We start from the raw sequence: 26,769 nt of genomic DNA, 5'->3' as shown, positions 1-26,769 counted from the left end.
CGCTACCGTCCGGAACAAGGCGGGAGGGACCGGCCCGGCGAAGCGCGGACGAGGGAGGCGGCGATGGCCTGGCCGACCGCGGAGGTCGCCCGGATGTCGGGGGTGACGGCCCGGACGCTACGGCACTACGACGACATCGGCCTGCTGACACCGGCCTGGACCGGGGCCAACGGCCACCGCTACTACGAGGAGCGCCAATTGCTGCGACTGCAGCAGATTCTCGTGCTGCGGGAGCTGGCCCTGGGTTTGCCCGAGATCGGCCGCATCCTGGCCGCGCAGGTGGACGAGCTGGCGGCCCTGCGGGGCCATCACCGTCGGCTGCTCACCGAGCGCGAGCGCACGGCACAGATGATCCGGCTGGCAGACCTGCTGGCCGCCGGCCTCCCCGCCGACGCCGACGCGGTGCAGGCCGAGATCGACACCCAGTACCGGACACTGGCCCGCATCCGTCCGGCCACCGCCGAGGAGTACCGCGCGATCGGACGCACCTGCGTGGAGAACGAACACTGGCACGCGGCGTACGAGACGATCGCCCCGGGCCTGGCCACGTACCAACGGGCCGCCATCGATGCGTACACCGCAACTCGGCTGCACTGAGCCGGGATGGGGCCGCCGTCACGGGGGTGCGGCGGCCCGGTCCGGAGTTTGTCCGGGGGAGTCGTGACTCCTCGGGGCTCACGTGCTTGCGCGCTGCGGGCGCTTTCCGCGATCTCCGGCTCGTGGCCGAAGTTCATGCCGTAGATGGTGCCGACGAGGGTGGGGGCGAAGAAAACGGCCGCCCAGGAGGACATCTCCTGAAGTCCTCTGCCGGACGGCCGTCACCTGAGCTTTTGGTTGCGACGGCAGTCTGAAGGGCCCGGCGCCGGCGGTTGACCGACATCCGCGTGACCCGAAACCGCCGGGCACGCCCCGTGGCGGTCAGCTCGCCACGATCGGGATATCTCGTCCCTCCGGCATACCGGGTCTGCCGCCAGCAGGAAGCAACGGTTGTCGATGCCGAAGAACCGGAGCCAGCCCCCCAGGGCCCACCGCCGCCTTCAACGCGGCCCAGAACCCTCGCCCGGATAGCCGGGACCCTCGCTCGGACAGCCGGGGCTCAGGTTCGTGTGCTGAGTCGTGCGAGAGCCGTGTCGTAGCGTGCTTGGACTTTCGCGTTCGGTGTTGCCCGCAGGAGGGCGCCGAGGGCTCGTACCGCGCCGTCGTCGTAGCCGGCGGATTCCGCTTCGCGGGCGGCGAGGTCGAGTTGGACGATGCCCTCCGTGCGGTTGCCGAGTCCCAGCAGTGCTTCCCCCTTGATGGTGAGCAGCAGGATGTGGGGAATGTCGGTGGTATCCGGCCGGTCGTTGAGGGCCAGGGCGTGGGTCGCGGTGGTGAGGGCCTGATGCCAGTGTCCGGCGTCGGTCTGGTGGCGGGCGAGGTGCTGCAGGGCAAGGCGTTCGATCCTCCGGTCGTTGCCCTCCCGTGCCAGCTCGGCCGCGCGTTCGCAGCTCTTCGCGGCGTCGTCCGGGCCGCCGAGGGCGGCTTGGGCCATGGCCAGCACGATCAGGGCGTTGGCCTCGGCGAACGCGTCAGCGGCTTCGACGGCGAGCGCGGCGGCCGCTTTCAGGTGGGTCAGCGCTTCCGGGGTGCGTCCTTCCTCGGTCAGGACCCAGCCGAGGACGTTGAGCACCCGCGCTTCGCCGTGCGGGTCGGCGTCGGCCCGTGCCGCCGCGAGGGCGGTTTCCAGGAGCGGTACCCAGCCGTCCCGCACGCGCCACACGATCAGCGGCCACATCGTCATGACGATCCGCCACGTCCTGCCGTGCAGCGCGGCGGCGTGCGCCGCGGCGACTGCCAGTGCGAGGTTGTTGCGTTCGGCGGTGTACCAGGCCACGGCGGCGGACCGGTCGGCGAGCTCGCGTACGGCGGCGGGCGGCAGGAAGTCCGCCGGCAGCGGGAAGCAGTACTCCGAGCCGGGTTCGGCCGCCGCGACGGCACCGGTGGCGGCGGTGATGTAGTGGTCGAGCACGCGCTTGAGCGTGTCGGGGTGGGCGTCCAGGCCGCGGGCGTAGAGCCGCACGAGATCGTGCATCGTCCACCGGCCGGGTGTGGTCTCGGTGATCAGGTGCGCGACGGCCAGGCGCTCCAGGGCGGCATCGGCGGCCGCGGGGTCCGTGCCCGCCAGGGCGGCTGCCGCGTAGCGGTCGACGTGCGTGCCGGGGTGGCGGCCGAGGGCGGCGAACAGGTGGGAGACGTGCTCGGGGAGCTGTCGCAAAGTCAGGCGCAGTGCGGCCCTGACGCCGGTGTCCTCCAGGTCCAGCAGGCTCAGCCGGCGGGTCTCGTCGGACAGTTCGGCGGCCATCGCGGCCAGGGTCCAGTCGGGCCGCCCGGCCAGGCGGGCGGCTGTCACCCGCAAGGCCAGCGGCAGCCCGCCGCACAGCTCGCCGAGCCGGAGCGCGGCGGCCGGCTCGGCGTGCACCCGGTCGGTGCCGAGGATCCGGGCCAGGAGCATGGTGCCGTCCTGGGGCGCGAGGACGTCCACGGCAACGGGGCGGGCGGTGTCACTGACGATCAGCCCGGACAGCCGGTGCCTGCTGGTGACGACGGTGACGCAGCGGTCTCCGCCGGGCAGGAGGGGCCGGACCTGTTCGCAGTCGCGTGCGTTGTCGAGTACGACGAGGAGCTGGCGGTCGGCGGCCAGCGACCGGAACAGTGCGGCCGCGCCGTTCTCGGACTCCGGTATCCGGTCGGGAGGCACACCCAGGGCCAGCAGGAACTCGCGCAGCACCTCGATGGCGGCTGGTACCCCGGTGTCGCTGAAGCCGCGCAGGTCGGCGTAGAGGCGTCCGTCGGTGAGTCCGGCAGGGTCGTGGTGGGCCCAGTGCAGCACGAGGGCTGTCTTCCCTACCCCGGCAGGCCCGACGACCAGGCAGACGGGCGCCTCGCCCGCGGTGGCCCGGGACAGGGCGGCGAGTTCCGCCGTCCGGCCGTGAAATCCGCGCGGGGCGCGCGGCAGCAGATCGGGCGTGCTCCTGCGTGCCGCGGCGTCCGGTGCGGCGGCAGGCGACGGAGCGTCCGTCTGGCGGGCCGGGCGGGGACGGCCCAGGCTCGCGGCCCGTTCCAGCTCCCGGGTACCGGCGGCGTCGAGCTTCAGCGCGGCGGCCAGGGCCTGCACGGTACGGCGCTGTGGTCCCCGGACGCGCCCGCGTTCCAGGTCCGACAGAGCCCGAACGCTCACCCCCGCCGCGTGTGCCAGATCCTCCTGGCTGAGTCCGGCTCTCGCCCGTAGACCGTGCAGGCGCTCGCCGAACCCGGCAGTGGCCGGTGTACCGGTGCTCATCCTCGAAAAATCCCCTGATCCGTGTGGACCGGCAGAACACCGGAACCATCCGGCAGAATTATGGCAAGACATTACTTCTGCCGGTGAAACTGCCTGGGCTGCCCCATTCCCCTCCGATTGACTGAAGGTGCTTCGGACGGAGGGCGGGCCCCACCCGGCCCCCGGTCCGACGCGCTGTGCACGGAGTCTTCGCACTCGCAGGGGATCTCCGTCGCACGGCTCACCGCTCGTTTTCCCCAGGAGTACCTTCCGCATGAGACTTTCCCTGTCCGCTCGCCGGCTCATGAGCCGCGTCCTGATCCTCACCCTGGCGCTGCTGGCCGCTGTCGGCTCGACCCAAGGATTGTCCCCGAAGGCCCACGCCGACCCGGAAAGGCGTTGGACCCGCATCGACTGGGACATCACCAATCTGCAGCCGGGCACCAGCAGCTTCTCGGCCGGCAACGCCTACGACGCCATGCTCGAAAGCCTGCGTCGTACCGTCAGCCATGCGGTGTACCCCAACTTCCCGCACAGTGCCACAACCCGGCAGACGGGCTACTACGTCGAGGTCGCGCTGGTCGACCACACAGTGACCGACCGCCCCCACCGCCTCTCCCTGATCATCGAGGCAAGCAACCTGTACGTGGTGGGCTACTTCACCCCGCAGGGCAGGTACATGTTCCGCGAGCTGGACTCGGCTCCGGTCCGCGCTGCCTACAACTCCGTATTCCCCAGGAACCGTCTGGAGCAGCGCGACTTCCAGTCGCTTCCGTTCGGGGAGAACTACAACAGTTTCTCCAGGGACGAATGGCGGATGAACGACTCCTTCCTGGGGCTTCGCGGCGACATCAACCACCTGGCCAACATGCCCGCACGTGCTCCGGGGCAGAACACTCCGCCGGCACTGGCAGCCGGCCGGGCACTCACCTCGGTTGTCGCGGCGGTTTCCGAGGCAACTCGCTTCCGGTGGATTCAAAACCGCATCGGCAACACGATCCGGACCGGCTACGACATGGATGAAAACGGCCGGCAGACCACTCTCGGTCGTTTCGGCCTCGACCTCGAAACCAGGTGGAGCAGGCTCTCCGCGATGCTGGCGGCCAACCTCGAAAACCGTGCCGCTGCACCCATCACGATCGACGGCCGGGTGTACCGCAACAGCAGCGACATCGAGCTCGGGAACGGCCGCCGTGTGCCGTCCCTCGGCTTGGCGGTCGCGCTGGGCTCCCACTTCTGACGAGCCCCTCGGTGGCGTTCGCCTCCGGGCGCCGATGGCAGGTGTGACTCCGCTCGGTGTGCAGGGCGGGAACGAAGCAAGGTGGAAGGCCGCCTCGACGACAGAAGTCGAGGCGGCCTTCCACCTTGCCGACAGGCAGGCAGCCGACCCGAGGTCAGAGACGGGCGCGACTCTGCTCGGTGTGAAGCAGAAAGAGGGAGGCGCCCGAGCCGGGCGTCACGACCCCGACGCCGGAGCTGAGAATCTGCGCGAGCCCTCGCGCGGCAGCAGTTGCCCAGCCAGTCCGAGGAGACCTCCACCCCGGGCTCGTCCCGCGGCCACGCACTCAGGGCCGGGACAGCCCACGTGATCCCGGCCCGCGCGGAGTCGTCCACAAGCCCGCCCAGCGCGGCGCGGACCTCCGCCCTCAGCAGTCTCGTCGGCCTGCCCGGCCGCGGCGGATCCGGCAGCCCCTCGATTCACCGCGCCGACGGGGCAGGTACGCAGCCGGCAGGTCAGCCGGGACCGGTGTCCGCTCCGGTGGCACCGCAGGCCGCCACGGACGCCCGGCCGCCGCGGCTGCCGGGCCCACGCACCACCGGAGTGCGTCCGCGCGGCGCCCAGGTGCGCGCCCGGGGCGGGATCACGGTGCGCCCGCACCCGTCCCCGAAGCAGACCCAGGCACCCAGGTCCGCAGGTACCCCTCCAGCCTGGCGAACTGCGCCGCGCTCAGCTGCGGCCGGCACGGCGGGCCCTTCGAGGCCGGCGCAGTGCTGCCGTCCCCACGCCAGGCCCGCCGCCACCGGTTCACCGGCACCCGCGTCACCCGCCGCTCCCGGGCCACCTCCACAGCGCCGCGGCCCAGCGCGAACAGCTCAGCCGCGCGCAGACGCACCCGCTCACACCGCGCCCGCTCCACATCACTCAAGCCACCGCCCTGCGCATACCTCATGCCCAGGGCACAGCCCCCGAGACCGGCCGCCCTCACCCCACCGACGAACAACACAAGTTGAAGATCAGTAGTCATGCAGGACGCTCGTCGTCGGCCCAGCAGTGCCGGGGCGGGCAGCGGTCTACAGCTATACCGGCCAGAGGGCTGCTGAGCCCATTCTCCCCGGATTCTCCCCAGCGGGCTGAAGGAGGCGTGCCGCATGCGCTCCCCGCGCCGTTCACCCCGCAGCGTGCTTGTGCTGGCGCCGATTACTCAGAGCCAGTCCCGGCGCTTGAAGATGACGCACAAACTAGTACATACGACGGCCATCAGGACGATGGCGAAGGGGTAACCGAATGCCCAGTGCAGCTCCGGCATGCGGTCGAAGTTCATGCCGTAGATGGTGCCGACCAGCGTCGGTGCGAAGAGGATGGCCGCCCAGGAGGAGATCTTCTTGAAGTCCTCTTCCGGTCGGCCCGCACCTGGGCTCTGTGGGTCGATGGCAGTCTGACCAGGGTAAATAGATCTTTCAGGGTCTTTCGTCATGGCTTACTGAGGTTGTCTGCGCGTTGTCGTCGGTGCTGACGATCGGCGGTCGTTGCGGTACGCCGGAACCATGAGGTATCCGCAAGGCGGTGGCCTGAGTGCCGACCGGCGGGCGTTTCGCGAACACATCCGCATGGATGCGGGCGCGATGTTCGTCGCCGGGCAGGGCAACGACGTGATCGCGAAGCAACTGCGGGTCAGCGTCCGCTCCGTGCAGCGGTGGCGGCGGACTTGGGAGCACGAGGGGCCACATGGCCTGCGCTCAACGGGGCCGGCCTCCCGCCCCGCGCTGCGCGAAGCCCTGTTTGCGGTCCTGGAACAGGAGTTGGCCAAGGGCCCGGTTGCACACGGCTGGCCCGACCAGACCTGGACCCTGGCCAGGATCAAGACGCTGATAGGGCGCCGGTTCCACAAGTGTTTCACCCTGTCCGGCATCGCAAAGATGCTGCGGCGCCACGGCTTCAGCCACCAGGTGCCCGCCCGGCGGGCCCTGGAACGCGACGAGGACAAGGTGACCGGCTGGGTGAAGGAGACCTGGCCGCAGGCAAAAGCGCCGCGGCGGCGCTCGGAGCCTGGATCTGCTTCGAGGACGAGGCCGGATTCTCACTGACGCCGCCTACCCGCCGCACCTGGGCCCGGCGCGGGCACACCCCGGTGATCCGCGTCCGCGGCCGCACCCAGCGCCGCTTCTCAGTCGCAGCCCTGGCCTGCTACAAGGCGGGCGAACGCTCCCGGCTGATCTTCCGGCCCAGACTCCATGGACGCCACGACAGCAGTGCCCGCAGAAGCCTCGCCTGGACCGACTACCGGGACCTGCTGACCGCCGCACACCATCAGCTCGGCGCACCGATGGTTGTGATTTGGGACAACCTCAACGTCCACAAGGACGCGCGCCTGCGGACCTTCATCGACGCTCGCGACTGGATCACCTGCTACTACTTGCCGCCCTACGCTCCCGACCTCAACCCGGTCGAGGGGATCTGGTCGCTCCTGCGCAGGAATTGCCAGGCCAGCACCGCCTTCAGCGACCACGACCAACTACTGGCAGCCCTCCGCCGCGGCCTCCGCCAACTCCAGTACCGAAGCAACCTCATCGACAGCTGCCTCGCCGCAACCAGACTCGCACTCACGACAACGCGCAGACAACCTCAGTAGCCGGCCTTGACCCTTGATCCTGGACACACGAGACACTGGATCCTGCGGATCAGAGAACGGACATCTCGTGGTCATGAAGAACTGTCCGCCGCAGTTCAAGGCGGTCGCGGTCGCGCTGTACCGGTCGCGTCCCGAGGCGACGATCAGGCAGGTCGCCGCCGATCTGGGGATCAATCCCGAGACCCTGCGGAACTGGGTCCGAGCGGCCGGTGCGAGCCGGCCGCGAGGGCGCCGGGCGGAGGTGCCGACGGAGCCGCCGTCGCTGTTGGAGGCGGAGAACGCGGCTCTGCGGAAGAAGGTCCGTGAGCTGGAGGAAGAGCGCGAGATCCTGCGGAAGGCGGCGAAGTATTTCGCCGGGGAGACGCGCTGGTGAACCGCTTCCAGTTCGTCGCCGACCATCAGCGCCGCTACGGCGTGAAGCAGCTGTGCAGCATCGTGGGCATCGCCCGCTCCAGTTTCTATTACTGGCGGGTGACGGCCGCGGACCGGGCCGCCCGGCAGGCGGCCGACGCCGCTCTCGCCGCACGGATACGGGCCGTGCACCGCGAGTCGGACGGCACCTACGGTGTCCCGAGGATCACCGCCGAGCTCCGCGAGGACGGCGAGCGCGTCAATCACAAGCGGATCAGCCGCGTGATGCGGAGCATCGGCCTGGCGGGCGTGCGACTGCGCCGCAGACACCGCACCACGACTCCGGACCCTGCCGCGGCGAAGGCCCCGGATCTGATCGGCCGCGATTTCACCGCCACCGAGCCGAACACGAAGTACGTCGGTGACATCACCTACCTCCCCTGGAGAGCGGGAAGTTCCTCTACCTGGCCACCGTCATCGACCTTGCCTCACGCCGCCTGGCCGGCTGGGCGATCGCGGACCACATGCGAACCGGTCTCGTCATCGACGCCCTGGCCGCCGCCGAGCGCACCCGCGGCAGCCTCGCCGGAGCGGTCCTGCACACCGATCACGGCGCCCAGTACACCAGCCGGGCCTTCGCCGACACCTGCCACCAGGCCGGCGTCCGCCAGTCCATGAGCGCGATCGGCAGCTCGGCGGACAACGCACTCGCCGAATCCTTCAACGCGACGTTCAAACGCGAGACCCTCCAGGGCCGCAAGCACTGGTCCAGCGAGCACGAGGCCCGTCTCGACGCGTTCCGCTGGCTCAACCGCTACAACACCCGACGCCGTCATTCCCACCTTGGACAACGGAGTCCCATCGCCTACGAGACAGCACTCGACACGACATCAACTACCCTGGCCCAAGCCGCATAGCTCGTGTCCAAGATCCCGGGTCAAGGCCCGATGCTCTGAAGTGACGGGCGGTATCAAGCAGTGAGGCTGTAGTCCTGCTGTTCAGGGCTGGGGTGAAGGCGTTGATGTTTGCGGGGTACCGGCCTCGGGCGTCTTCTGCTCGGATTCAGACGGCCAGCGATGTCCGGCCTCGTGCAGTTTGCTCAGTGCCGTGAGGTCGTTGGTCACCAGGACCTGTGCCAGCCGGGCTGCCGCAGCAACGACAGCGGGCCAGCTCGGCGAGTCCAGGTAGGCCTCGTCCTCGGCATCAGCACCGACCGCGCCCTGCACTGCGTCGTAGGCAGCACCCAGACGTGCCATCAGCTCGGTTTCCTCCTCGGTACGGAGGCTCTGACCGAGCCAACGCGACGGATTGTCCGCCTCACAGAAGTCGTCGAACAGCACGTGCACCACGTAATCGAGGTTTTCGAACTGATCCGGGTCAAGCCACACCTCTCGTTGCCAGGTTGGGCTGGCCAGCGCCACCACTGCAGGGACGACGTGGAGACGGTAGTGAGGCAAGGCAATGCCGTAATCGATCACATTCCGAGGGTACTCACCTCATGATCGGAAAGCCCCTGGGCCTCGTCTTCGGATCTCTTGAGGCGGAGCATGTCGAGCTGGTGCAACGCTTCCCTTCAAAGGATCCGCACCCAACGCCTTTTTTGTGCACGGAGGTTCATGTCGGGCCCGGTTGCGTGCGCAGCCTTACGCCGGCCCCACGGCGAAGGCTGGGCAAGGCTGGTGTGTGACGGTCGCCGATCTGCCGGGAGCGTCGGTGACGGGGGCCGGGGGAGGCTCCCGTTTGCCGTACCGGTTTGCTGTCACATGCGCCAGTGATAGCGGTGACCGTCCTCCGTGGTGTAGGTGACGGTCTGCCCGGTTCCGCTCACGTGAAAGGTGAACCATTCGCGGCGGGGCTGGTGCAGGGCCTGCCAGTGGTGGTGGGCTTCTTCGACGATGCGCCAGAGGTCCCGGGGACCCGCGCTGGTGACCTGTACACCGCTGGGGTGGTCGGCGATGCGCGTTGCCGAACCGTCGGCGGCGTCGTGCAGCATCGTGGCATGGCCCGCGGTGTCCTGGCGGTAGACGCGGGTCACGGTGGGCGGCAGGTGCAGCTGGGCGAAGAAGGAGAAGGACCAGTCGTCCAGAATGCGGGCGGACAGGCAAGACGCACGCGGCGGGTTGTCGAAGGCGGGGAAGGCCGGGGGCGGGGCGGGGGCAGCAGGGGCATGAAGGCGGCGGGCGTGTGCAGAAAGCGCCCGGCCGCGGTGCCGTCGGGCAGCCTGGCGAGCCGGGCGATCGCCCCGCCGGCCAGGATGCCTTTAAGCGGGGACGACGAGGAGGCCGCCGATGCGGCAGCGCTCCAGCCAAAGCCGCGGCAACGCCGGGCACGGGGGCGGTAGCGATGATGCGGTCGTAGACGGCGCCGTCCGGCAGACCGCGCACCCCGCCACCGGTCAGCACCTGCGGGGCGCAGCCGGCGGCGCAGAGCCGGGAGCGGGCCACAGCCGTCAGGGCGGGGGAGTGGTCGATGGTGGTGACGTTGCAGTCACCGGCCAGCCGGCACAACAGGGCCGCGTTGTAGCCGGTGCTGGTGCCGACCTCCAGCACCTGGCTGCCGTCGGCCGCACCGAGGGCGTCCAGCATGTCCGCCATCAGCCCCGGGGCGGTCGAGGACGAGGTGGGCACCCCGCAGCCCCGCGGCGGGGGCTTGCTCGGCTGCACACCGTCCACCTCGGTGATCAGGGAGTTGTCGTATACGGCTGCCAGCCACGCCTCCGGATCCCCGTCGCTCATGCGCCAGGGCACGAACAGGTCGCCGTCGCGTCGGTAGAACACCGGCACGAAGGGGTGCCGCGGCACGTTCAGGAACGCCTCGGCGAGGGCGACCGGCAGCACCACGCCGCTGCGCTCGATCTGCCGGGCCAGGCGGATGCGCGCGTTCACCAGCTGCCGGTCGTTCTCCAGCAGGCCGGTCACCGTGGCTCTCCTTCTAGGTAGTCGCAGATCGCCGCGGTGATCGGCAGGCCGGTGGCCTGCTCGGCGAAGCCGTACTGCCCGCTGGCATTCAGCTCCAGGAACCACCAGCGGGGAGGTCACCGCACTCGTCGGGGAGAACGGCTCCGGCAAGACGACGCTGGCCCGGCTCCTGACCGGCTTGTACCTGCCCACGGGCGGCCACGTCACCTGGGACGACATCGACCTGGCTGATCTCGGTCCGGTGTCTGTCTGGAAGGCGACCGCCATGGTCCCCCAGGACTACACGCGCTGGCCCCTGGCCGCGCTGGCCGGCAGCGTCCGCCTCGTGTGGCATCACGAGGACGACAGTCGTCAGTGGGCCATGCCCCGGTCTGGGGGAATACCTCAATCGTGCGCTCGATGAGGGTGCTGAAGACTGGCACCGGTAGTCGGCCGCAAACCGTACCGGCGGAAGCCGTGCGCCGCTTGTGAACCAAGCTGTGATGGACCTGCGGGCGTTCAGCCGCTGCAATGCTCGCTGTCCTCGCCTGACACCGTCAAGATGCGGGCCCATCGTGCATGGCGGCGGCCGCGCGGGGTCTGGCGAAGCGGCCCCGGCAGGGCAGCGTCCGGCCCCGGCGCACTTTCAGGTGGCTCATGAACCGGTTGCAGAGGGCCGGAAAGGCGTCAGTCGTGACCGAGCCAAGGATACATGTCAGTGCCATGTACTACTGTTACGGATGTACATGACATAGACGGATATCAGGGTGAAAAGATGCGCAAGGGCATCGCGCGACGCGCGGGTGTCTCGCTGGCGGCCGCCACCGTGCTGGCCGGCATAACAGGCTGCCAGTCAGACAGCTCGGCCAAGGCCGGCCACGAGCCACGAACGCAGCGCACTCCAGCGCAGGCGCTCACCGCGGCGTACCAGAAGACCGCGGGAGTGCACTCCGCGAAGGTCACGATGACGATGTCCGTGCCCAAGGGGATGCCGGACAGCGGTGAGACGAAGATGACCGGCACCATGGCCTGGAAGCCCACGGCGCTGGACATGACCATGAGCGACGACGGAGCCAAGGCGAAGTCCGGGGACGACAACCCCAAGCGGATGATCTGGGTCGACGGCGTCGCCTACATGGACATGGGCGACTTCGGCGGCAAGAAATGGGGCAAGCTCGATCTGAAGGCCGCCGCCAAGGAGGCCGGCGACGAGGAGATGACCAAGGCCGTGACCGCCGGCCTCGACGATGCGGAGCAGGACCCGGCCCAGCAGCTCGCGATGTTCCTCGGCTCGCCAGACATCCAGCACCTCGGTTCCGGCCAGGTGGGCGGTGTACGCGCCGAGCACTACAAGGGCTCGCTGACGGTCGAGGAGGGCCTCAAGGGCGCCAAGACCGTCGACGCGCTGAAGCCCGCGGACCGCGAGAAGCTGCTCGCGAACGTCAAGAAGAGCGGCATCAAGGGCTACGACTACGACGTGTGGGTCAACGGCGACGATCTGCCGGTGCGGATGACCGTGGACGTCCAGACGCCGATGGGCACCATCAGCACCTCCGCGTCCTACTCCGAGTACGGAACCACGGCAGCCATCAAAGCTCCTCCGGCCGCCGAAACCACCGACCTGCTCAAGATACTCAAGGAAGCCGCCGGCCGCGGCGGGACCCGCTCCTTTGCCTGAGTCTCCGGCTGCGGCCCGGCCCAGCAGGGGGCGGGCCGCAGCCCCGCGTACGGCGGCGGGGCTGCCTGCGGGAGGTCACGGGCTATGGCCGGCCGCCTCGGAAACCGGCAGCGCTTTCGCGCCCGACCGGTTGGGCTGTGCCGCCTGTCCCGTGTCCCTGAACCATCCGCGCATCGACCTGATCAATAGGCACGTCTGATCTGCGAAGCCGCTCAGTGCGCTGCGCAAGGACGGGAGCTGGTGGACGCTGCGCAGCGGCCGGACCGCAGAGCACTTCGTGCTCGGCACGAAGTCCACCCCTGAGCGAAGTTCCGCTCGGCCGCCAAGTCCACGAGCGCGCGACCGATGGTGCCGCGTAACCATACCTCTACGGGGCGATCTGGAAAGTACTGAGCGCACTGACCGGAGTAGCGATACCAACCTGGTCAACGGACCGCTCGCCACCGTCGTTCGCGCCACCTGAGCGCCCCGAGCCGGGGCCCGGCCGTGTTCGCCCTGGCCGGTGTGGGAGGGCGGCACCGACGGCGGGGCCGCGGGCGCGAGAACGTGAGAAGTGGCAGGGGTGACAGGAGTCGAACCTGCGGCATCCGGTTTTGGAGACCGGCGCTCTGGCCTCTGAGCTACACCCCTTCGCGTGTGACCAGTGTTGCAGGCCGGCCCGCCGGCTTCCAACGCAATATCCAGCCTCGGTACGGCAGGGAGCTGTGGCGGGGCGTCATCTCTTGCCGAGGATGCTGCGTACCGTGGTCCGGGACAGCCCGCTCAAACGCGCGATCTTCACCTCGGAGAAGGCTGCGGCGGCCGCCCTCCTGACCATGTCGTCCCTGCCCTCTGCCGATAGGTCTGCAGTTCCGCGTGGGTGTCCTCGCAGGGGGAGGCGGTATTGGCGCGACGGGCGCTGGCCTGTGGGCCGCTGCGCTCTTCCAGCAGCTCCTGGAGCTGGCTCAGCTCTTCATCAGACACGTCCGCCAGGTCCTGCAGAATCTTCTCCACGCCGACCGGTGCCTCCTTGGGCAACAGAGTCATGACCGCGTGGAACGGCCTCTAGCTGCCCTGCCCCAGCATCTCGACGGCAGGAACGGGATAGCCGCACTGTGCGAGGAGTTCGACCAGCCGCAGGCCGGCGTCCTCCGCTGGGCCACGGTGGTCGTCGAGGAGCAGCGCCAATCCACGCAGGGCGTCCAGTGCATCCTGCGTATCGCGGCGGGCCGTCTCGAACTGGCCCTGCCGCAACCGTCCGACCAGCCGTGCCACCGACTGCGGCACAGCCACCAGCACCGCCGCGGTCAGCCGTCCTCGCGCCCTGCCCGTCACCGCGACCATCACTGGGCTCTCCTTCGCTCACCAGGGTGTACTTCCCGTTCAACGAGCCGGCCTTCCTGTTCGGTATGCGCACACTGGGCAGCCTGGCTGGGGCGCAGCGGTCGCGGTGCATGGTGACGTCCGCAGTGAAGTGGTGAACGACGACGGAGGATGCCTCGCCACGTGGAGAGTCCAGGTCCCCGGTGCCCACGCGACTACGCCCTGCCCGACCCGGGGGCGGGTCCTGGCGGGCCCCACGCGACCAAGGGGCCGTGGTGCGCCGTGGCGGATCACCCTGGTGTCAGGGTCGCCCGCGATCTGGTGATGCGCCTCGCCTTGTGCCGTGCAGTCAACGGTTGGTCGGTCGCCGAGCTGGCCCGGCGGCGTCAGCCGGCTTTCCGGTTGGCGGGGAAGGAAGCCAGAAGAGCGGTGTCGTGCCGTGCCCGAGCGAGGGCCGTGTCGCGCTGCTGCTGCCAGCGCGCCCTGTAGGTGTCGCAGTCACGTCCTGTCACGGCACCCTGGGGCCCGCACACGGACCGGCCGACTGCGGTTCGTCGCGCACAGCCGCATGGTGGCTAACTGGCCTGCTGCCGACATCCTGACGAACCGTCCCCGTGCGAATGGCCCACGGCTCTTCGTAGTGGGACCCCGCGTCTCGTCCGGTAGCCAGCGCCTCGGGGCCCGGTCACCTTGGTCACAGGCCCGAGAGGCAGAGGCGCGCGGCCTGGCCTTCGCAGCCGGCCGCGCGGGAGCGCTCTCGCGTACATCACCGCTTGATCGATCAGGCGGATTCGCCGGCGATCAGCAGCTCTTCTTGTACGCGAACTTGATGGGCTTCGTGAAGAACGCCTTGTGCCCCTTGGCGTTCCCTGCGACCGATATGCACTCGTGAGAGAGACCGGAATTGGTCGTCACGTAGAGGCCGTGCCGGCCTTTGCATGTGTTGTGGTAGTACACGGTGTAGGTCGCGATGCCAGCAGGGTTCCACGAGTAATTGAAGCATGTGACGCTGCCGCGCTTGATGCTGCGCAGCGAGACGTCGCTGTCGGAGGCGGCGTTCGCGGGGGTCGAAAGTGTTCCCGCGGCCAGCGCTGCGACGGCGAGCGTTCCCAGAATCTTGAACTTACGCAAGGTGATGCGCCTTTCCCTCGTTTTGTCCGGCCTATGCCGGGCGGGTGATCACTTTGCCAGCAAAGCGGAGGGAAAGCAACGCCGATATGACGGGTTTTGGAGGGAAGGAGCGAAGAGGGGATTTTGGGGGATTGTTGCGCTTTGCGCGTGGGTGATTCGGGGCGCATCCGGAGCTCAACTCCCGGCGTGTCAGCATCGTTTGGGAACGCTCAGCGGCGAACGCTGCCAGCGAATCGGACGTACTCGCCCTCCTCGTATGATGCGAAGGTCGGCGAGTTCGGCCACGACCGCGATGTGTACACCACGGTCCACCGCGACATGGGCGCCCGCCCCGCCCCCGTGTTCTGCATGACCACCTGCTGCGCCTCACGGAGCGTCGTCACCAGCTTCCCCCTGGCCCTGGCCGATCAGGTCGACCAAGACGCGGCGGACCTGGGCCGCGGTGATCACGGCGCCATCGTCGTCGGGGCCGAGCCGGACCGCATCCACCAACTGACACCACGAGGTGCGGCCCTTCTTCAGCGCGGCGACGAACGAGTACGGCCAGCCGGGACGAACTGTCACTGGAGCGTTTCGAGTGTCCGTAGACGTGGCAGAACGAGCGATCCGGGCTGGTCGGCGCGTCGGGCCGCAGCCAGGCGGAGACATCGACGGCCAAGATCAGGCGTCCGTCGGCGGCCCTGGGCTGCGGGAGCACGGCTGGCGCCTTGCGCAGCCGGTCCCCGTCGATGCGGCCGTGCTGAGGGCGCCGGTGCTCGGCCAGCAGTGTCAGGTTGACCGGCGAGGCCACCGGGCCGTCCTCGCAGAGCATCGCGTCCGTGAGCTCGAACAAGATGCACCCCGTCGGGACCGGTATGCGTGGAAGTCCTCCCGACAGTGGGATGTGAGGTCGAACGCCTCGTCCCGAGCATCGGGGTGCACCAGACTCACCCCTGCGGCCTTCGGATGAGTGCGGTTGTGCGGCGCGTGGATCGACGCCGCCGACGCCAGCCAGCTGCCCGGCCTCACTGGCTTGGCACTCCACCTGCTCGGCGACCTCGACGCCGTGGTCACCGGGCTCACTCTGCACTGGAGCTCTGGCGGCACCGAAGATGCAGTGAACCGCTGCGAGAAGATCAAAGGCAGTTTCAAGGGCGAGCCGGATTCCAGCTTCTTCGTCAGAAGATCTGCTCCAGTGACCTCTGCGGCCACTGCTCAGCATCTGCGTCAGAGTTCGGAAGTCCAGACTCCGACGGGGTGCTCTTGAGGCGGCAGCCACAGTTGAGGCTGCGATTCTCGGTGCCTCTGCTCAGCCTGGTTCTCCCAGTGGAAGCGGCCTCCCGCGTCGGGCCACGCAACCTGAAGGACGGTGAAGGGAGGGCGCCGGTAGAAGCCGATGGCCTGCCCGAAGAACGTGCGATACCAACGCAGGTCGGCATTCCTGAGCGTGACCAGGCGGCCGTCGGCAACGTCTTGATGTTGTTGGCCGTCTTCCAGCAAGGCACCGAGGGCAGCTGTTTCTCCGAGGGTGTTGAGCATGGCGTGCATAGCGTGGACGTCGGGCCCGAACATGGCGAGTTCAGGTGCACCATGCGTATGCGACAGGCCGATCGTGTAGGTGAAGCCCGGACCAACTGCGTCCTCGGGGACCAAGACGACGTGCCAGCCGTGCTGCTGCACATTCTTAATGATCGTCATGTCTACTGATCTTTTCATTAGCTCTATGGGTGTGACGGGCTTGTTGGTGGGAGTCTGTTGTCGTGTCTTTCAAGCCTTCGCCTGTTGTCTCCGGACCTGTCGTTTCTCGCCTGACGCGGCCGCAGTTGGCTGGGGCTCGGCGTGTGCGGGCGGCCGAGTTGTTCGAGCAAGGGCACTCGAATGCCGAGATCGCACGGGTGCTGGGGTCAGTGACGAGAGTGTGCGGCGGTGGAAACGGGTGTGGGAGGAGGGCGGCACCGGTGCTTTGCGGCGATGCCCGGCCACCGGCCGCCCGCCCAAGCTGGACGACACCCAGGTCGAGCGGGTGCGAACCGCGCTGGAGCAAGGCGCCCAGGCGCACGGCTTCGAGGCCGATCTGTGGACCTTGGAGCGGGTCGGCCTGGTCGTCGAGCGGGTGACGGGAGTGCCGCTGTCGCAGGCCACGGTCTGGCGTCTGCTGACCGGCCGGCTGGGGTGGAGTCTGCAGCGGCCGGAGCGCCGGGCGGTGGAGCGGGACGAGTCCGAGATCGCCCGCTGGATCGCGCACGAGTGGCCGCGCATCAAAAAGGGGCGGTGAACACATGTGCCTGGATCGTGTTTCTCGACGAATCGGGCGTCTCGCTGTTACCTCAGATCCGCCGCACCTACGCACCCCGCGGCCGCACTCCGCTCCTGCGGCACCGGCTGAACTGGAAACGGGCGTCGATGGCAGCGGCCCTCGGCTACCACGCCACCGACCCCGAACGTGGTCCGCGCCTGTGCTTCCACCTCAAGCCCGGCAGCTACAACACCACCGCTCTCATCGAGGTCCTGAACGAGCTCAAAGCGTTCTACCGCGAAGAGCCGGTGGTGCTGGTCTGGGACGGACTGTCCGCCCACCGGAGCCGGGCCATGCGCGCCTGGGCCGCCGAACAGGACTGGCTCACCCTCGAGCGGTTACCCGCGCACGCACCCGAGCTCAACCCGGTGGAACTGCTGTGGTCCTCGCTCAAGAATCGCGAACTCGCCAACCTGGCCGGCAGCCACCTCGCCGACGTCGCCTATGCCACCGAACAAGGCATCCACCGCATCAACGCCAACCCCCGACTGCCCTGGTCATTCCTCACCCACACCGGCCTGACCATCCGCCCACCAACCTCACAGAACTAACGAAATCCTCAGTATGTCGGCATTGCGCGGGCGCGGGTGGCAGATTGCGTGGTGCACGTCGGTGGCTCATCACCGGCGTCCGCCTCATGCTGCCGTCGGCGGAGCAGGAGCCAGCTGCGAAACGTCCAGACGCCACCGAGGCGTCGTTGGGGCTGATCGTTCTTCGGGCGTTGGCAGGTGAGCCGTACGGGGCGAGGACCGCCGCACACCCTTCTGCGGGGTATTGGCCCGTTCCTCGTCGGCACGAGGCTTCGGCGCTCGGGCGCGTGACGCGCTCCCGAGAGACGGGAGCTTCTGTGTTCGCCCGGCACGCCCGGGCGGAAGGACGACATCATGGTCGCGAAACGACGCGACGGCATTTTCCCGCGCATCGGCACCGGCGTCTGGGGCCGGAACCTCGCGGACGCCATCGAGAACACCTGTGCGGAACACGGGGTCGCGCCCCGCCCCGGCAGGCGATCACCGAGGGGCTGGCCACTGCTCTTCCGGACACCGAGATCAGGGGCCTGATTGCCAGCCGGAGCGGCAAGAAGGTGCTCAAGCCCTCGGCCTACCGTCTCGTGCAGGCTGGCGATGAGCGGGTACTCCTGCTGATGTGTGACGTCCATGGCGCTGCCGTGGTCCCGTGGGACCTCAACGACCGCACCGTCAACTGCTGGTCGCCGCCCGTCGCTGAGGCCAGTCAGCGCGTCAAGGACCTCATCGCCGTCGAGCTGGCGCTGCACGAGGCCAGGAAGGCCGAGAAGACTGCTGAGAAGGAGCGGGAAAGTTACCACCGCGCGGTCGGCGACGACACGTACGCCGCGCAGGCTCTGGCGGTGGTCACGCAGAAGCACGAGGATGCCGAGCGCCGCGTGACGGAACTCGAAGGCGAGCGCCAGGCCCTCCTCATCGCCCTCGGCGACCGGCGGCCGCGTCCTGTGGTCCGGGCCGCGGAGGAGGACGGGGAACCGAAGCTGGCGCTTACTCTCGCCGAGCAGCCGTACGCGGTGGCCGTCCACATGCAGCGGTACGCCGCCGAGAACCTGGAGCGCGCCGGCAAGACCCGCGGCTACGACCTGCCCGAGTCCCTCGTAGACGCGGGTCAGCTCTCCAAGAGGGCATGAACGTCCTGCAGCAGTGGCAGATCGCCCGCCCCGACGGCACGGTGTCGAAGCTGTGGCGGCTGGCCGCCGTGACCGGGAACAACCGGGCACTGGCCCGTCTCAACATCTTCCGTGTGCGTCCGGAACACCTGGTCACGGGGATGCCCCAGTCCCTCCTGCCCACGCCGAAGGGCAAGAAGGCCGACCCCGAGCTTCTGCTGCTGGGTCAGCGAGAGATCCTGAACCGACTCTCCGACCGGCTCAACGAAGCCGCCGCCAAGCCAGAGCCGGAGGCGACTGATCCAGCGGTCCAGGCCCAGAAGATCGCCACGGTCTCAGCGGAGATCGTGATTGGCTGCACCAAGCCGACGGCTCTGGAACATGTCCTGCGGACGCTAAACGTCAACGACCACCTGCGCGGGATCCAGCCCTACGACGAGGATGCGCGCCTGATCGCCCTGTTCGCGACGCTCGTCGACGCATACGCCAGGGAATCGCTCCTCGCGGACGCGCTCGCCGAGGCATTCCCCGACGCGCGCGGCGCAGACCTCCTCGACCTGGTAGGGGTGCGCGACGCGTTGACCTAACGGGCCGCTCGACCCGCTTGTGCCGCTCGTGCCCGTAGGCGACGACGTCTCCCCCACCGTGCTCCGCGACATCGCGGTGCGTGCCATCACCGCACTCGTGTTTCCTGAGATCCCGCCCAAGGCTCCGAAGCGGTCGGCCGTACGCACCGTCCGCGACACGGGGCGCTTATGGCCGATTGTCAGGGGCACGCCGCGGGAGCCGGCGTGGAGCCAGACCAAGGCGAAGACAGCAGAGGCACGTACCCGTCTGGGGGCCGCCGCCATCGCGCAGCTGTTCCTGTACCGGGGCAACATCCTCTGCGCCCTCGGCTTCTTCGGCGTCCCGGAGGCTGCCAAGGGCGCCGGGCAGGACCCGCGGTCGCTCAAGGTGCTCCTCCTCGGGGCAGAGGCCGGCGACGCGACCGCTTGGTCAGCCCTCGTCCAGCGCATGGCGCCGGTGCTGATCCACGCTCCGCAGCCCTTCATCACCGCTGGCCAGGGCAGCGAGGCGGGTGACGGACGGAAGGGCGTGCGGCGCACCCCTAAGAGCGCCCTCGTCTCCCTCACTCTGGCGTACACGGCAACCAGCGCTCCGAACATCAGCAGGGCACTCCTCCTCGCGTTCGCGTAGGCCGTGCTGGGGCACCCGGACGCGACGCAGCCGCCCAAGGCGGAAGGCGGTGAGCCTCTGGTCTGCTACGGGGAGCGGCGGCACCGGGTGGAAGGCCGGACGCCGATCACCGCGGGGGTGGTGATCGCTCCCGACACCGAGGGCCGGCCCACCCACTACGTCGCGGACAAGGCTTGGTTCGACGAGACGTTCCCGGTGGAGCTCGGCCGCCCAGTCCCAGGCAGCTCCGGAAGCACCACCACGTCCCCCACGGCCACGACCAGCACGGATCCCACTGCCACCGCGAACGGCGGTCCGCCAGCCGACCCGCGCGATCAGCTGGCCACGTTGCGCCGGGAGCTGCCAGCTCGTGTGGAACTCGTCGAGAGCGGCTACCAGCAGGCCGTGGACTCCGCCCATACCCTGATGACGGATTTCGAAGAAGCGCACCGCCTGCGAGTCCAGCTCGGAGAGGACGCACTCCCGGCCGAGCAGCGGATCGAGTGGATGGAGAAGGTGACGAAGGCCCGGGCCGCGGCCCAGGCCAGCGTGACGACGCTCGAACAAGTGGAAGCGCTGATCCTTCAGGTCTGACCGACGCGGTAGAACCCGAGACCGGTATGTGCCGGAGGGCTCCTTCAAGGCAGTTTGGAAGCCCACCTCATCAGCCGCGTGACCGGACGGTCATGCGGCTGGTTCAGTCACGTGCCGAGAGCGGACAGACCCGGCCGAGGCAGTCAAAGTTCGGTGAGAACGCTCAACCTTCGGCGTGACGGGACACCTTCTCGTCCGCCACCTCGCTCCAGGGGATTGGACTCACCCGCTCACCAAGCAGGCCGACGCCGCAGTGGTGATCACGCTCCACCGACTCCTTCGCGACTACTTCATGATCCGAGAGCAGCCGGATGGCCTCGCGAGGATCTACCTGGACTGCCAGTCCTGGACGGCCTCCCAGGACTGGTATCAACTCGAAGCAACAGAACCCGCCCACGGCAACTGAAGTTCCTGGGCGACTGTCCTTGGCCACCGAAGTTGACCGGTGGCTCGTGACTCACTCTTCCAGCGACGATGGCCAGGTATACCCGAAGGCTTCGGCGCACTCTCGATAGCCCGCACAGACCACCGCGCCGTTCAGGGGGTGCGGGCGCCGGACGGCGGCGACGATACGTTCGGCCTGGAGCTTCGGGCTTTCCTCTGTCACCGCAAACCCGATCTTCAACTGGATGAACGGATCGGCGCTCTCACGCGGAACGTGCAGAGAGACAAGGACCTGTCCAGGGTCCGAGTCCCACACGGAGACCCAGAACGTGTCGCTGTTCCAGGCGGCCAGGGGATTCGGCACGACCAGCAATTGCTGAGCCACCAGGTCAGCGACATCCCACGCCAGCGAAGGCCGCTCTGCCAGAGTCACAGTGCTCCCTTTATTCGAACCTACACGCCCCGGCCTGGAGCACACGAGCCGTTGCCGCGAACGTGATCGCCCGCATCTTACCGGCGCGGTGGCTGGTCACGCGGGCGAGTGCCTAAGCCGTCAAACCTCAGCGTCAAGGACAGCGACCTCGCACACAGGCAAACCGCCGATCCGTTCGCGTCTCACTCAGTCCAGTCCGCGCAGGTCAACACGAGCTGGTCGACCAACTTCGTTGCGACAAGGAACTTCTCCGGCGCGGACTCCTCGATCGTCGGGTTGCCGTACTGCATGTCGATGACGACCGACTTCAGCATGACCACATCGATCTGCACTACGGCCAGCGCCCGTTGTAGAGCTGCAATCAACATGAACTGCCTGGTGTGTAGTGGCGGAAGATAGAGCCGTGGCTGTAGGCCAATGACCGACCGGGCGGGGCGGCTGCCCGACCTCACGGTGGGCAACGCGGTGCTGTTCCTTGGGCGGCTACGCATCGGAGGACTCTGACGAGGGTGGTTGCAACGTTCGCAGCAACTGTCCCTCACTCGGCTGTCTCCCCGGTCCAACCGTCACTCTTAGTGATGCAGAACGTTCGTCGTCGGCCTGGCAGGGCCGGAGCGGGTAGCGGCCTATAGCTATACCGGCCAGAGGGCGGCTGAGCTCATTCTCCCCAGCGGACTGAAGGAGGCGCGCTGCACATGCTCCCCGCGGCGTTCCCCCGCAGCGTGCCTGTGCTGGCGCCGATTACTCAGAGCCAGTCCCGGCGCTTGAAGATGACGTACAAACTAGTACATACGACGGCCATCAGGACGATGGCGAAGGGATAACCGAATGCCCAGTGCAGCTCCGGCATGCGGTCGAAGTTCATGCCGTAGATGGTGCCGACCAGCGTCGGGGCGAAGAGGATGGCCGCCCAGGAGGAGATCTTCTTGATCTCCTCGTTCTGTTCGAAGCCGGCTTCCGCGAGGGCGCGCATCTCGGCGTTCTGTTGCTGGTTCACGAGGGTGGCGTTGACGGTGAGGATGTCCTGGAGGGCCTGGCGGAAGCCGTCCACGCGTTCGGTGGTGTGGGTGGCGTGGTCGGCGACGTCGCGCAGGTAGCGGCGGAGTTCCTCGTCGATGCCGTATTTCTCGAAGCCCGCGGTCAGGCTTTCCAGCATGCTGTTCAGGGGGCGGGTCGCGCGCTGGAATTCCACGACCTCCCGGGACAGTTCGTAGATACGGCGGGAAACGCGCGGGTCGCCGCCGAAGACCTCGGTCTCGATCTCGTCGATGTCGTTCTGGACACCGGCGACCACCGGAGCGTAATCGTCCACGACGGCGTCGAGAATCGCGTACAGGACCGCCTCGGGGCCGCGGTCGAGCAGTTCCGGGGCGGCTTCCATGCGGCGGCGTACGGCGGGCAGGTCGGGGGCGCCGCCGTGCCGGACGGTGATCACGAAATCGGGGCCGACGAAGACGTGCAGTTCGCCGAAGTCGACCTCCTCGGGGTCGTCCAGGTAGCGCGCGGCCCGCAGGACGACGAAGAGGGTGTCGCCGTAACGCTCCAGTTTCGGCCGTTGATGGGCCTCCAGTGCGTCCTCCACGGCGAGCGGGTGAAGGTCGAATTCCGATGCCAGGGTGACCAATTCGGAGGACGACGGCCGGTGCAGGCCGATCCAGGCCATGGAACCGGCGGTGGTGCGCAGGTGCCGGAAGGTGTCGGCGAGGGTTTCGTGGGTACTGAGGCGATGTCCGTCGCGGTAAAGAGTGGCATTGATGACACTGCCCGCGGACGGTGTCCCGGCGTCCGGCGCCGGCGGCTCGTCCGTGGTGCCGGTGGGTGAGGCCGCGGTGGCCGGCCGCTTCTTCGCCGGCTTGCGGAGCCCGCGCAGGCCGCGCAGCCCGCGTCCGGGAGGATCGACGCTCATGACGGAACCGACCTACGTGACAGAGGGAGTGAACAGGAACAAGGCAGGGATCTCGTCGCAGGATATATGTCCTGGGTGTCGGCGGTGATCAGTGGGCATGGTGCAGGATGGGGGAGCCGGGTGAGGCCATCCGTGTGTCGCACCCGAAGACGTATAAGTGTTTATCCCTACAATTGCGCGATGCAGATAGCGAAGTTGTCCAGCCCCTCCGGGAGAGGTGATTCGGTGAACGGGCCCGACGCCACCGACGAACAGTGGGAAGGGCTCGCCGAGGTCGTTCCCCTTCGCAGCGGCAGTGAATGGCCCTCGTGGCCCGATCACCGTGCCCTGCCCGACGAGGAACCGGGCGAGGAGATGCGGCGGTTCGTCGTCATCCGGGTGCAGACCTTCGCCGACGCGCGCGAGGTCGCCGAGTACCTGATGGCGCAGATCCCCGTCCTGCTCGACCTCAGCAGCGCCGACGCCGACGTGGCCAAACGCATCCTGGACTTCTCCAGCGGCGTGGTCTTCGGGCTCGCCAGCGGGATGCACCGGGTCGACACCAACGTCTTCCTGCTCGCGCCCGTCGGCACCGAGGTCGCCGAGCCGCCGGCGGGCCTCGTACCCCGATCGTAGGAAGGCGTTGCAGCCGTAACGGTTTTGCTTTCGCCGGTTGCCTAGCGTCCTCGTATGGACACAGAAAGTGTGCGCCCGGCGGTCACCGAATTACGCCTGTCCGCCTTCAAGTCGCATCGCGGCGCGACCTTCCCGTTGGGCCCGTTGACCCTCTTGACCGGCGCGAGCGGCAGCGGGAAGTCCAGCGTGCTGCAGGCGTACGAGATCCTCGCGCGGCTCGGCAGCGGCGCCCGGCTCGGGCGGGCCGTGGCGGCGGCGCCGGGAGGCGCGGCCGGATGCGTACCGGCCTGGGCACGTCCGGACGGGCAGGGCAGACGCGGGTTCCGCATCGGCTGCACGGTCGACGGACCGGTCGGCCCCGTCCGGCTCGATGTCGCCGTACAGGCCGAGCCGGAACTGCGCATCGTCGGCGAACGGCTGACGGGTGGGGGCGAGACCCTGCTGTCGACGGCCCTGACGGACCCTGCCCGGCGCGCGGTGCAGGCCGCCTGGTACACGGCCGGAGCGACACCCGTGACGCGCGCGCCGCTGCCCGACGACCGTCTGGGTACGGCGCTGCTGCCGTTACGGGTCGCGGGCAAGACGGCAGGGCAGCGGCTCGTGCTGGCGGCCGCGGAACAGGTGGTGGTGGCGCTGCGGTCGGTGTTCGCGTGCGATCCGCGGCCAGAGGTGATGCGCGGGGCGGGCATGGGGGGCGGATGCGGTGCGGGCACGGTGACGGGTGCGGAGACGGCGGGCGGCCCGGGGCCCAGGGGGGCGACGAGATGCAGTTCCGGGAGCAGTGGGTACGGGGCCGGGAGCGCGGCCGGCGCCGTACCCGGAGCCCGCGCGGCCGGTGCCCGGGGGAGCGGCCGCGCAAGCCGCGAGAACGTCGGTGGCAGCTATGGCCTCCGTGCCGCCGCCTCCGGTCCGGTTGACCCCGCCGGGTCGGGAGCGGGGGGACCGGGCGGGCCGGATGGAACGGTCGGGCCGGGTGGGCCGGGTGGGGCGAGGGGTTCCATCGACCCGAGCGGCGGCGGCGCCGAGGGCAGTGGTGCCAGCGGAAACCGTGGTGCCAGCGGAAACCGTGGCACCGCGGGGGCTCGTGGTGTCACCGGAACTCGTGGCACTGCCGGTGCGCGTGGTGCTACCGGTTCCGGTAGTGCCTCACGTGCTGCTTCCCACGCCGGTCCCTGTGCTGACGCGCATACGGAGGCCGATCCGCCGGAAGGTCCCCTGGAAGCCTTCGTGGCCGGGTCCGGCGGTGAGGGGGCGGCGGACGACGGCGGCATGTTCGGCGGAAGCTGGGGGTGGAGCGCCGGGGACGGGCGGCTGCGTACCGCCTGCGACAACCTCCCCGCCGTACTGGGACGGACCAGCCGGGAGTGCGCGCGGCGGCACGCGGTGCTGGTCGAGGCGGTGCGCGCCGGCTGCGTCGGTCCGGTCGCCGGTCTGCGGGCCGAACCGGTGGAACACGGCGGCACGGTCGGCATACGGGCTCTGGTCGAGCGCGGCGGGCTGCCGGCGACGCCGCTGGAGCAGCTCGGGGACGGCGAGCTGCGTTACGTCGCGCTCGCGCTGGTCCTTCTCACGGGCCCGGAGGTGCTGGCCATGGACCCGGCGGGCGAGGTGCTCGCCGCCCGTCAGGTGCTGGGGCTGATGGCGGACGGGCTGGACCGGAGCCTCGACGACCGGCAGGCACGGGCACTGCTGGAACTCGCCGTACGGATGGTCGGGCGCGGGCACGTCCGGCTGCTCGGGACGGTACGGGACGCGTCGGCCGCCGAAGGGCTGCCCGGGGTGCAGGTGCTACACCTAGGAGCATGAGTGAAGATCTCCATGCATTGCAGAAGCGGCTCGCCGAGTTCGCCGCGGCCCGCGACTGGAAGCAGTACCACACCCCCAAGAACCTGGCCGCGGCGCTCAGCGTCGAGGCCGCCGAACTCGTCGAGATCTTTCAGTGGTTGACACCGGAGGAGTCGGCGCGGGTCATGAGCGACGCGACGGCCGCCGGGCGGGTCGAGGACGAGGTCGCCGACGTACTGGCGTACCTCCTGCAGTTCTGCGACGCCCTGGGCATCGATGTGCTGCAGGCGCTGGCCGCAAAGATCGAACGCAATGAGACACGATTTCCCGTGAAGGGGGCCGAACGAGCCAATCGTCACTCTATGGAGTGAAGGATCTTTCCACATCGTCTTGGTTGTCCACAGATTTGCGAATTCCTCTGGCCTTTTCGGCCTTTCAAGTTCACGCTGGGTAGTGGCAGGTAGATGCGGCGAAGCTGACAGTGGTCTGAGGGAGGGGGGCGCGGATGGACGCGATGCGCATCATCGCGGCCAGTCGGCGCGGTCTGGCGCAGGCGCAGACGGTCCAGGAGATCGTCGTCGAGGCGTGGCAGGCACAGGCATTGGCCGAGGCGGTGGGCAGCCATCTCGCGATATCCGGGCCGCACGAAGTGCGGTCCCGGGCGCGGGGATTGGGTGATGCGGGAGGAAGGACGAGCGCGGTACTGCTGATCCCCGCGCCGAGGATCGGCGGGCCGCGGGCGGCCCAGCTCTCCGAAGTACGGGACACCCTGGCGGCCCTGAGAGGGCTGAACTGGCTGCTCGGCGAGGTGTGCGAAGCATTGGTGGGCGTGGTCTGCGCGGCGGACGAGGAGGGGATGTACTGGACCTGCGTGGAAGCGATGGACGTGGCCGACGAGTCCCGCGACCGGGTCACCGGCATACTGAAGCACCTCGCCGTAAGCTCCCGCGACACACCCTGAGGGCGCACGCACCGGCGCGAGCTACTGCTGGGGGCCGGTGCGAGGTACCGGGGTGTAGGGGTGAGCTGCTCGGGGCGTCGGTGGGAGCTGCTCAGGGGGCGCGGGGGTTGCTCCGGGCGTCGGGAGGGGGACTGTTCAGGGCGTTGGCGGGCGTGCTTCGAGTGTCGGTCGGGGCTGCTCTGGGGCGTGGCGGGAGTCGCGCGGGAGTTGCTCTGAGGCGCTGGCGCGAGCTGCTTCGGGGCCGGTGCGAGCTAACGGGAGTGTAGGGCGGGTCGCTCCGGGCGTCGGGCGAGTCGCTCCGGGCGTCGGGCGTCGGTGGGAGCTGCCCAGGGGTGCCAGGGGAAGTCGCTCTGGGGCGTCGGCGCGAGTTGTGTCGGGACGTTGGTGGGAGCTGGGGCGGGCGTGTGCTGGGGCGAGCGTGAGGTTGGGGGTTTCGGTTGGGTGGTGGCTTGCCGCTCGCTTGCCTATGTTGTCGCCCGTCGCCCGTCGCCCGTCG

The 26,769-nt window shown here is 68.9% G+C and carries 25 protein-coding genes, 1 tRNA gene and 6 pseudogenes; 17 read left to right on the top strand and 15 right to left on the bottom strand.

Going from position 1 to position 26,769, the window contains the following annotated elements; genetic code table 11:
- Nucleotides 1-63 precede the first annotated feature (63 nt).
- Complete coding sequence (locus OEIGOIKO_RS09960; RefSeq protein WP_125053739.1) at nt 64-597, top strand: MerR family transcriptional regulator; 534 nt, start codon at nt 64-66, stop codon at nt 595-597.
- 110 nt (nt 598-707) lie between these two features.
- Here the strand turns inward: OEIGOIKO_RS09960 and OEIGOIKO_RS43905 are convergent.
- Nucleotides 708-800 (bottom strand): annotated as a pseudogene (locus OEIGOIKO_RS43905) (CorA family divalent cation transporter); the annotation flags it as partial.
- Between the two features lie 296 nt (nt 801-1,096).
- Nucleotides 1,097-3,319 (bottom strand): helix-turn-helix domain-containing protein, encoded by a 2,223-nt coding sequence (locus tag OEIGOIKO_RS09950; RefSeq protein ID WP_246177290.1) that lies wholly within the window; start codon nt 3,317-3,319, stop codon nt 1,097-1,099.
- Between the two features lie 253 nt (nt 3,320-3,572).
- On the opposite strand from OEIGOIKO_RS09950, the gene OEIGOIKO_RS09945 reads away from it, so the two are divergent.
- Nucleotides 3,573-4,538, top strand: coding sequence for a ribosome-inactivating family protein (locus tag OEIGOIKO_RS09945; RefSeq protein WP_125053737.1), 966 nt, complete (start codon nt 3,573-3,575; stop codon nt 4,536-4,538).
- Nucleotides 4,539-5,721: 1,183 nt separating this feature from the next.
- Here OEIGOIKO_RS09945 and OEIGOIKO_RS09940 read toward each other — a convergent pair.
- Nucleotides 5,722-5,913: pseudogene (locus OEIGOIKO_RS09940) on the bottom strand (CorA family divalent cation transporter); the annotation flags it as partial.
- A gap of 151 nt (nt 5,914-6,064) precedes the next feature.
- Here OEIGOIKO_RS09940 and OEIGOIKO_RS44090 point away from each other — a divergent pair.
- A protein-coding gene (locus OEIGOIKO_RS44090) for an IS630 family transposase (RefSeq protein WP_461791925.1) occupies nt 6,065-7,149 on the top strand; the annotation gives its coding sequence in 2 pieces (ribosomal slippage) (nt 6,065-6,590 and nt 6,590-7,149; 1,086 coding nt in all).
- A gap of 67 nt (nt 7,150-7,216) precedes the next feature.
- Nucleotides 7,217-8,417, top strand: a pseudogene (locus OEIGOIKO_RS09925) (IS3 family transposase).
- Nucleotides 8,418-8,498: 81 nt separating this feature from the next.
- Here OEIGOIKO_RS09925 and OEIGOIKO_RS09920 read toward each other — a convergent pair.
- The 3 genes and pseudogenes from OEIGOIKO_RS09920 to OEIGOIKO_RS43900 form a co-directional block, all read right to left on the bottom strand.
- Entirely contained in the window at nt 8,499-8,978 is a 480-nt protein-coding gene (locus OEIGOIKO_RS09920) for an SCO4402 family protein (protein ID WP_170251676.1), read from the bottom strand.
- Between the two features lie 281 nt (nt 8,979-9,259).
- Nucleotides 9,260-9,535 (bottom strand): hypothetical protein, encoded by a 276-nt coding sequence (locus OEIGOIKO_RS42635; RefSeq protein ID WP_246177289.1) that lies wholly within the window; start codon nt 9,533-9,535, stop codon nt 9,260-9,262.
- Nucleotides 9,536-9,863: 328 nt separating this feature from the next.
- Nucleotides 9,864-10,085: pseudogene (locus OEIGOIKO_RS43900) on the bottom strand (methyltransferase domain-containing protein); the annotation flags it as partial.
- 490 nt (nt 10,086-10,575) lie between these two features.
- Between OEIGOIKO_RS43900 and OEIGOIKO_RS43895 the strand changes: the two are divergent.
- Nucleotides 10,576-10,821, top strand: a complete 246-nt coding sequence (locus OEIGOIKO_RS43895) for a hypothetical protein (protein ID WP_371859015.1) — start codon at nt 10,576-10,578, stop codon at nt 10,819-10,821.
- Between the two features lie 351 nt (nt 10,822-11,172).
- Nucleotides 11,173-12,075 carry an SCO4651 family lipoprotein gene (locus OEIGOIKO_RS09900; protein WP_125053735.1) on the top strand — a complete coding sequence of 301 codons (903 nt, stop codon included), beginning with the start codon at nt 11,173-11,175 and terminating at the stop codon, nt 12,073-12,075.
- A 554-nt stretch (nt 12,076-12,629) separates the two neighbouring features.
- Here OEIGOIKO_RS09900 and OEIGOIKO_RS09895 read toward each other — a convergent pair.
- From OEIGOIKO_RS09895 to OEIGOIKO_RS09865, 6 genes and pseudogenes are all read right to left on the bottom strand, one after another.
- Nucleotides 12,630-12,705 (bottom strand) — tRNA-Trp (locus OEIGOIKO_RS09895).
- Between the two features lie 147 nt (nt 12,706-12,852).
- A complete protein-coding gene (locus OEIGOIKO_RS09890) occupies nt 12,853-13,101 on the bottom strand; it encodes a hypothetical protein (RefSeq protein WP_125053734.1) in 249 nt (82 codons plus the stop codon).
- 18 nt (nt 13,102-13,119) lie between these two features.
- On the bottom strand, nt 13,120-13,398 hold the full coding sequence (locus tag OEIGOIKO_RS09885; RefSeq protein WP_125053733.1) for a hypothetical protein: 279 nt from the start codon (nt 13,396-13,398) through the stop codon (nt 13,120-13,122).
- A 780-nt stretch (nt 13,399-14,178) separates the two neighbouring features.
- Nucleotides 14,179-14,508: a hypothetical protein gene (locus tag OEIGOIKO_RS09880; protein ID WP_125053732.1), complete on the bottom strand. Its 330-nt coding sequence runs from the start codon at nt 14,506-14,508 to the stop codon at nt 14,179-14,181.
- A 366-nt stretch (nt 14,509-14,874) separates the two neighbouring features.
- Nucleotides 14,875-15,319 (bottom strand): annotated as a pseudogene (locus tag OEIGOIKO_RS09875) (transposase).
- A 395-nt stretch (nt 15,320-15,714) separates the two neighbouring features.
- Entirely contained in the window at nt 15,715-16,185 is a 471-nt protein-coding gene (locus tag OEIGOIKO_RS09865; RefSeq protein ID WP_246177288.1) for a DUF4262 domain-containing protein, read from the bottom strand.
- Here OEIGOIKO_RS09865 and OEIGOIKO_RS43890 point away from each other — a divergent pair.
- From OEIGOIKO_RS43890 to OEIGOIKO_RS09835, 7 genes are all read left to right on the top strand, one after another.
- Nucleotides 16,175-16,762: a winged helix-turn-helix domain-containing protein gene (locus OEIGOIKO_RS43890; protein WP_125053730.1), complete on the top strand. Its 588-nt coding sequence runs from the start codon at nt 16,175-16,177 to the stop codon at nt 16,760-16,762. The two genes, OEIGOIKO_RS09865 and OEIGOIKO_RS43890, sit on opposite strands and share 11 nt — an antisense overlap.
- Nucleotides 16,759-17,334 carry an IS630 family transposase gene (locus OEIGOIKO_RS09855; protein ID WP_125053729.1) on the top strand — a complete coding sequence of 192 codons (576 nt, stop codon included), beginning with the start codon at nt 16,759-16,761 and terminating at the stop codon, nt 17,332-17,334. Before OEIGOIKO_RS43890 ends, OEIGOIKO_RS09855 begins: the two co-directional genes overlap by 4 nt.
- A 333-nt stretch (nt 17,335-17,667) precedes the next feature.
- Nucleotides 17,668-17,844: a hypothetical protein gene (locus OEIGOIKO_RS41530; RefSeq protein WP_170251674.1), complete on the top strand. Its 177-nt coding sequence runs from the start codon at nt 17,668-17,670 to the stop codon at nt 17,842-17,844.
- 83 nt (nt 17,845-17,927) lie between these two features.
- A complete protein-coding gene (locus OEIGOIKO_RS09850; RefSeq protein ID WP_148112428.1) occupies nt 17,928-18,440 on the top strand; it encodes a hypothetical protein in 513 nt (170 codons plus the stop codon).
- Nucleotides 18,437-19,006 carry a hypothetical protein gene (locus OEIGOIKO_RS09845; RefSeq protein WP_125053727.1) on the top strand — a complete coding sequence of 190 codons (570 nt, stop codon included), beginning with the start codon at nt 18,437-18,439 and terminating at the stop codon, nt 19,004-19,006. The genes OEIGOIKO_RS09850 and OEIGOIKO_RS09845 overlap by 4 nt, the downstream gene beginning before the upstream one ends.
- A 28-nt stretch (nt 19,007-19,034) precedes the next feature.
- Complete coding sequence (locus OEIGOIKO_RS09840; protein ID WP_125053726.1) at nt 19,035-19,616, top strand: hypothetical protein; 582 nt, start codon at nt 19,035-19,037, stop codon at nt 19,614-19,616.
- A 3-nt stretch (nt 19,617-19,619) separates the two neighbouring features.
- The gene (locus OEIGOIKO_RS09835) at nt 19,620-20,189 is read left to right on the top strand and encodes a hypothetical protein (RefSeq protein WP_125053725.1); all 570 of its coding nucleotides are present in this window, start codon (nt 19,620-19,622) and stop codon (nt 20,187-20,189) included.
- Nucleotides 20,190-20,646: 457 nt separating this feature from the next.
- On the opposite strand, the gene OEIGOIKO_RS09830 is transcribed toward OEIGOIKO_RS09835, so the two are convergent.
- From OEIGOIKO_RS09830 to OEIGOIKO_RS09820, 3 genes are all read right to left on the bottom strand, one after another.
- Nucleotides 20,647-21,006, bottom strand: coding sequence for a hypothetical protein (locus OEIGOIKO_RS09830; RefSeq protein WP_125053724.1), 360 nt, complete (start codon nt 21,004-21,006; stop codon nt 20,647-20,649).
- A 182-nt stretch (nt 21,007-21,188) separates the two neighbouring features.
- On the bottom strand, nt 21,189-21,374 hold the full coding sequence (locus OEIGOIKO_RS09825) for a hypothetical protein (RefSeq protein ID WP_125053723.1): 186 nt from the start codon (nt 21,372-21,374) through the stop codon (nt 21,189-21,191).
- Between the two features lie 377 nt (nt 21,375-21,751).
- Nucleotides 21,752-22,912: a magnesium and cobalt transport protein CorA gene (locus OEIGOIKO_RS09820; RefSeq protein WP_125053722.1), complete on the bottom strand. Its 1,161-nt coding sequence runs from the start codon at nt 22,910-22,912 to the stop codon at nt 21,752-21,754.
- Nucleotides 22,913-23,092: 180 nt separating this feature from the next.
- Between OEIGOIKO_RS09820 and OEIGOIKO_RS09815 the strand changes: the two genes are divergently transcribed.
- The 4 genes and pseudogenes from OEIGOIKO_RS09815 to OEIGOIKO_RS09795 all read left to right on the top strand — a co-directional run bounded on the left by OEIGOIKO_RS09815 (nt 23,093) and on the right by OEIGOIKO_RS09795 (nt 26,273).
- Nucleotides 23,093-23,527: a cell division protein SepF gene (locus OEIGOIKO_RS09815; protein ID WP_241268080.1), complete on the top strand. Its 435-nt coding sequence runs from the start codon at nt 23,093-23,095 to the stop codon at nt 23,525-23,527.
- A gap of 54 nt (nt 23,528-23,581) precedes the next feature.
- Nucleotides 23,582-24,205: pseudogene (locus OEIGOIKO_RS09810) on the top strand (AAA family ATPase); the annotation flags it as partial.
- A 1,124-nt stretch (nt 24,206-25,329) separates the two neighbouring features.
- Nucleotides 25,330-25,683 carry a nucleotide pyrophosphohydrolase gene (locus OEIGOIKO_RS09800; protein WP_030021704.1) on the top strand — a complete coding sequence of 118 codons (354 nt, stop codon included), beginning with the start codon at nt 25,330-25,332 and terminating at the stop codon, nt 25,681-25,683.
- A 134-nt stretch (nt 25,684-25,817) separates the two neighbouring features.
- Complete coding sequence (locus OEIGOIKO_RS09795) at nt 25,818-26,273, top strand: DUF6099 family protein (RefSeq protein ID WP_125053721.1); 456 nt, start codon at nt 25,818-25,820, stop codon at nt 26,271-26,273.
- Nucleotides 26,274-26,769: the final 496 nt, after the last annotated feature.

Origin of the sequence: Streptomyces paromomycinus, from assembly GCF_003865155.1 — a bacterium.
GTDB lineage: Bacteria > Actinomycetota > Actinomycetes > Streptomycetales > Streptomycetaceae > Streptomyces > Streptomyces chrestomyceticus.
The sequence above is the reverse complement of the archived record's forward strand: the minus strand, read 5'-3'. Positions and strand labels throughout refer to the sequence as shown.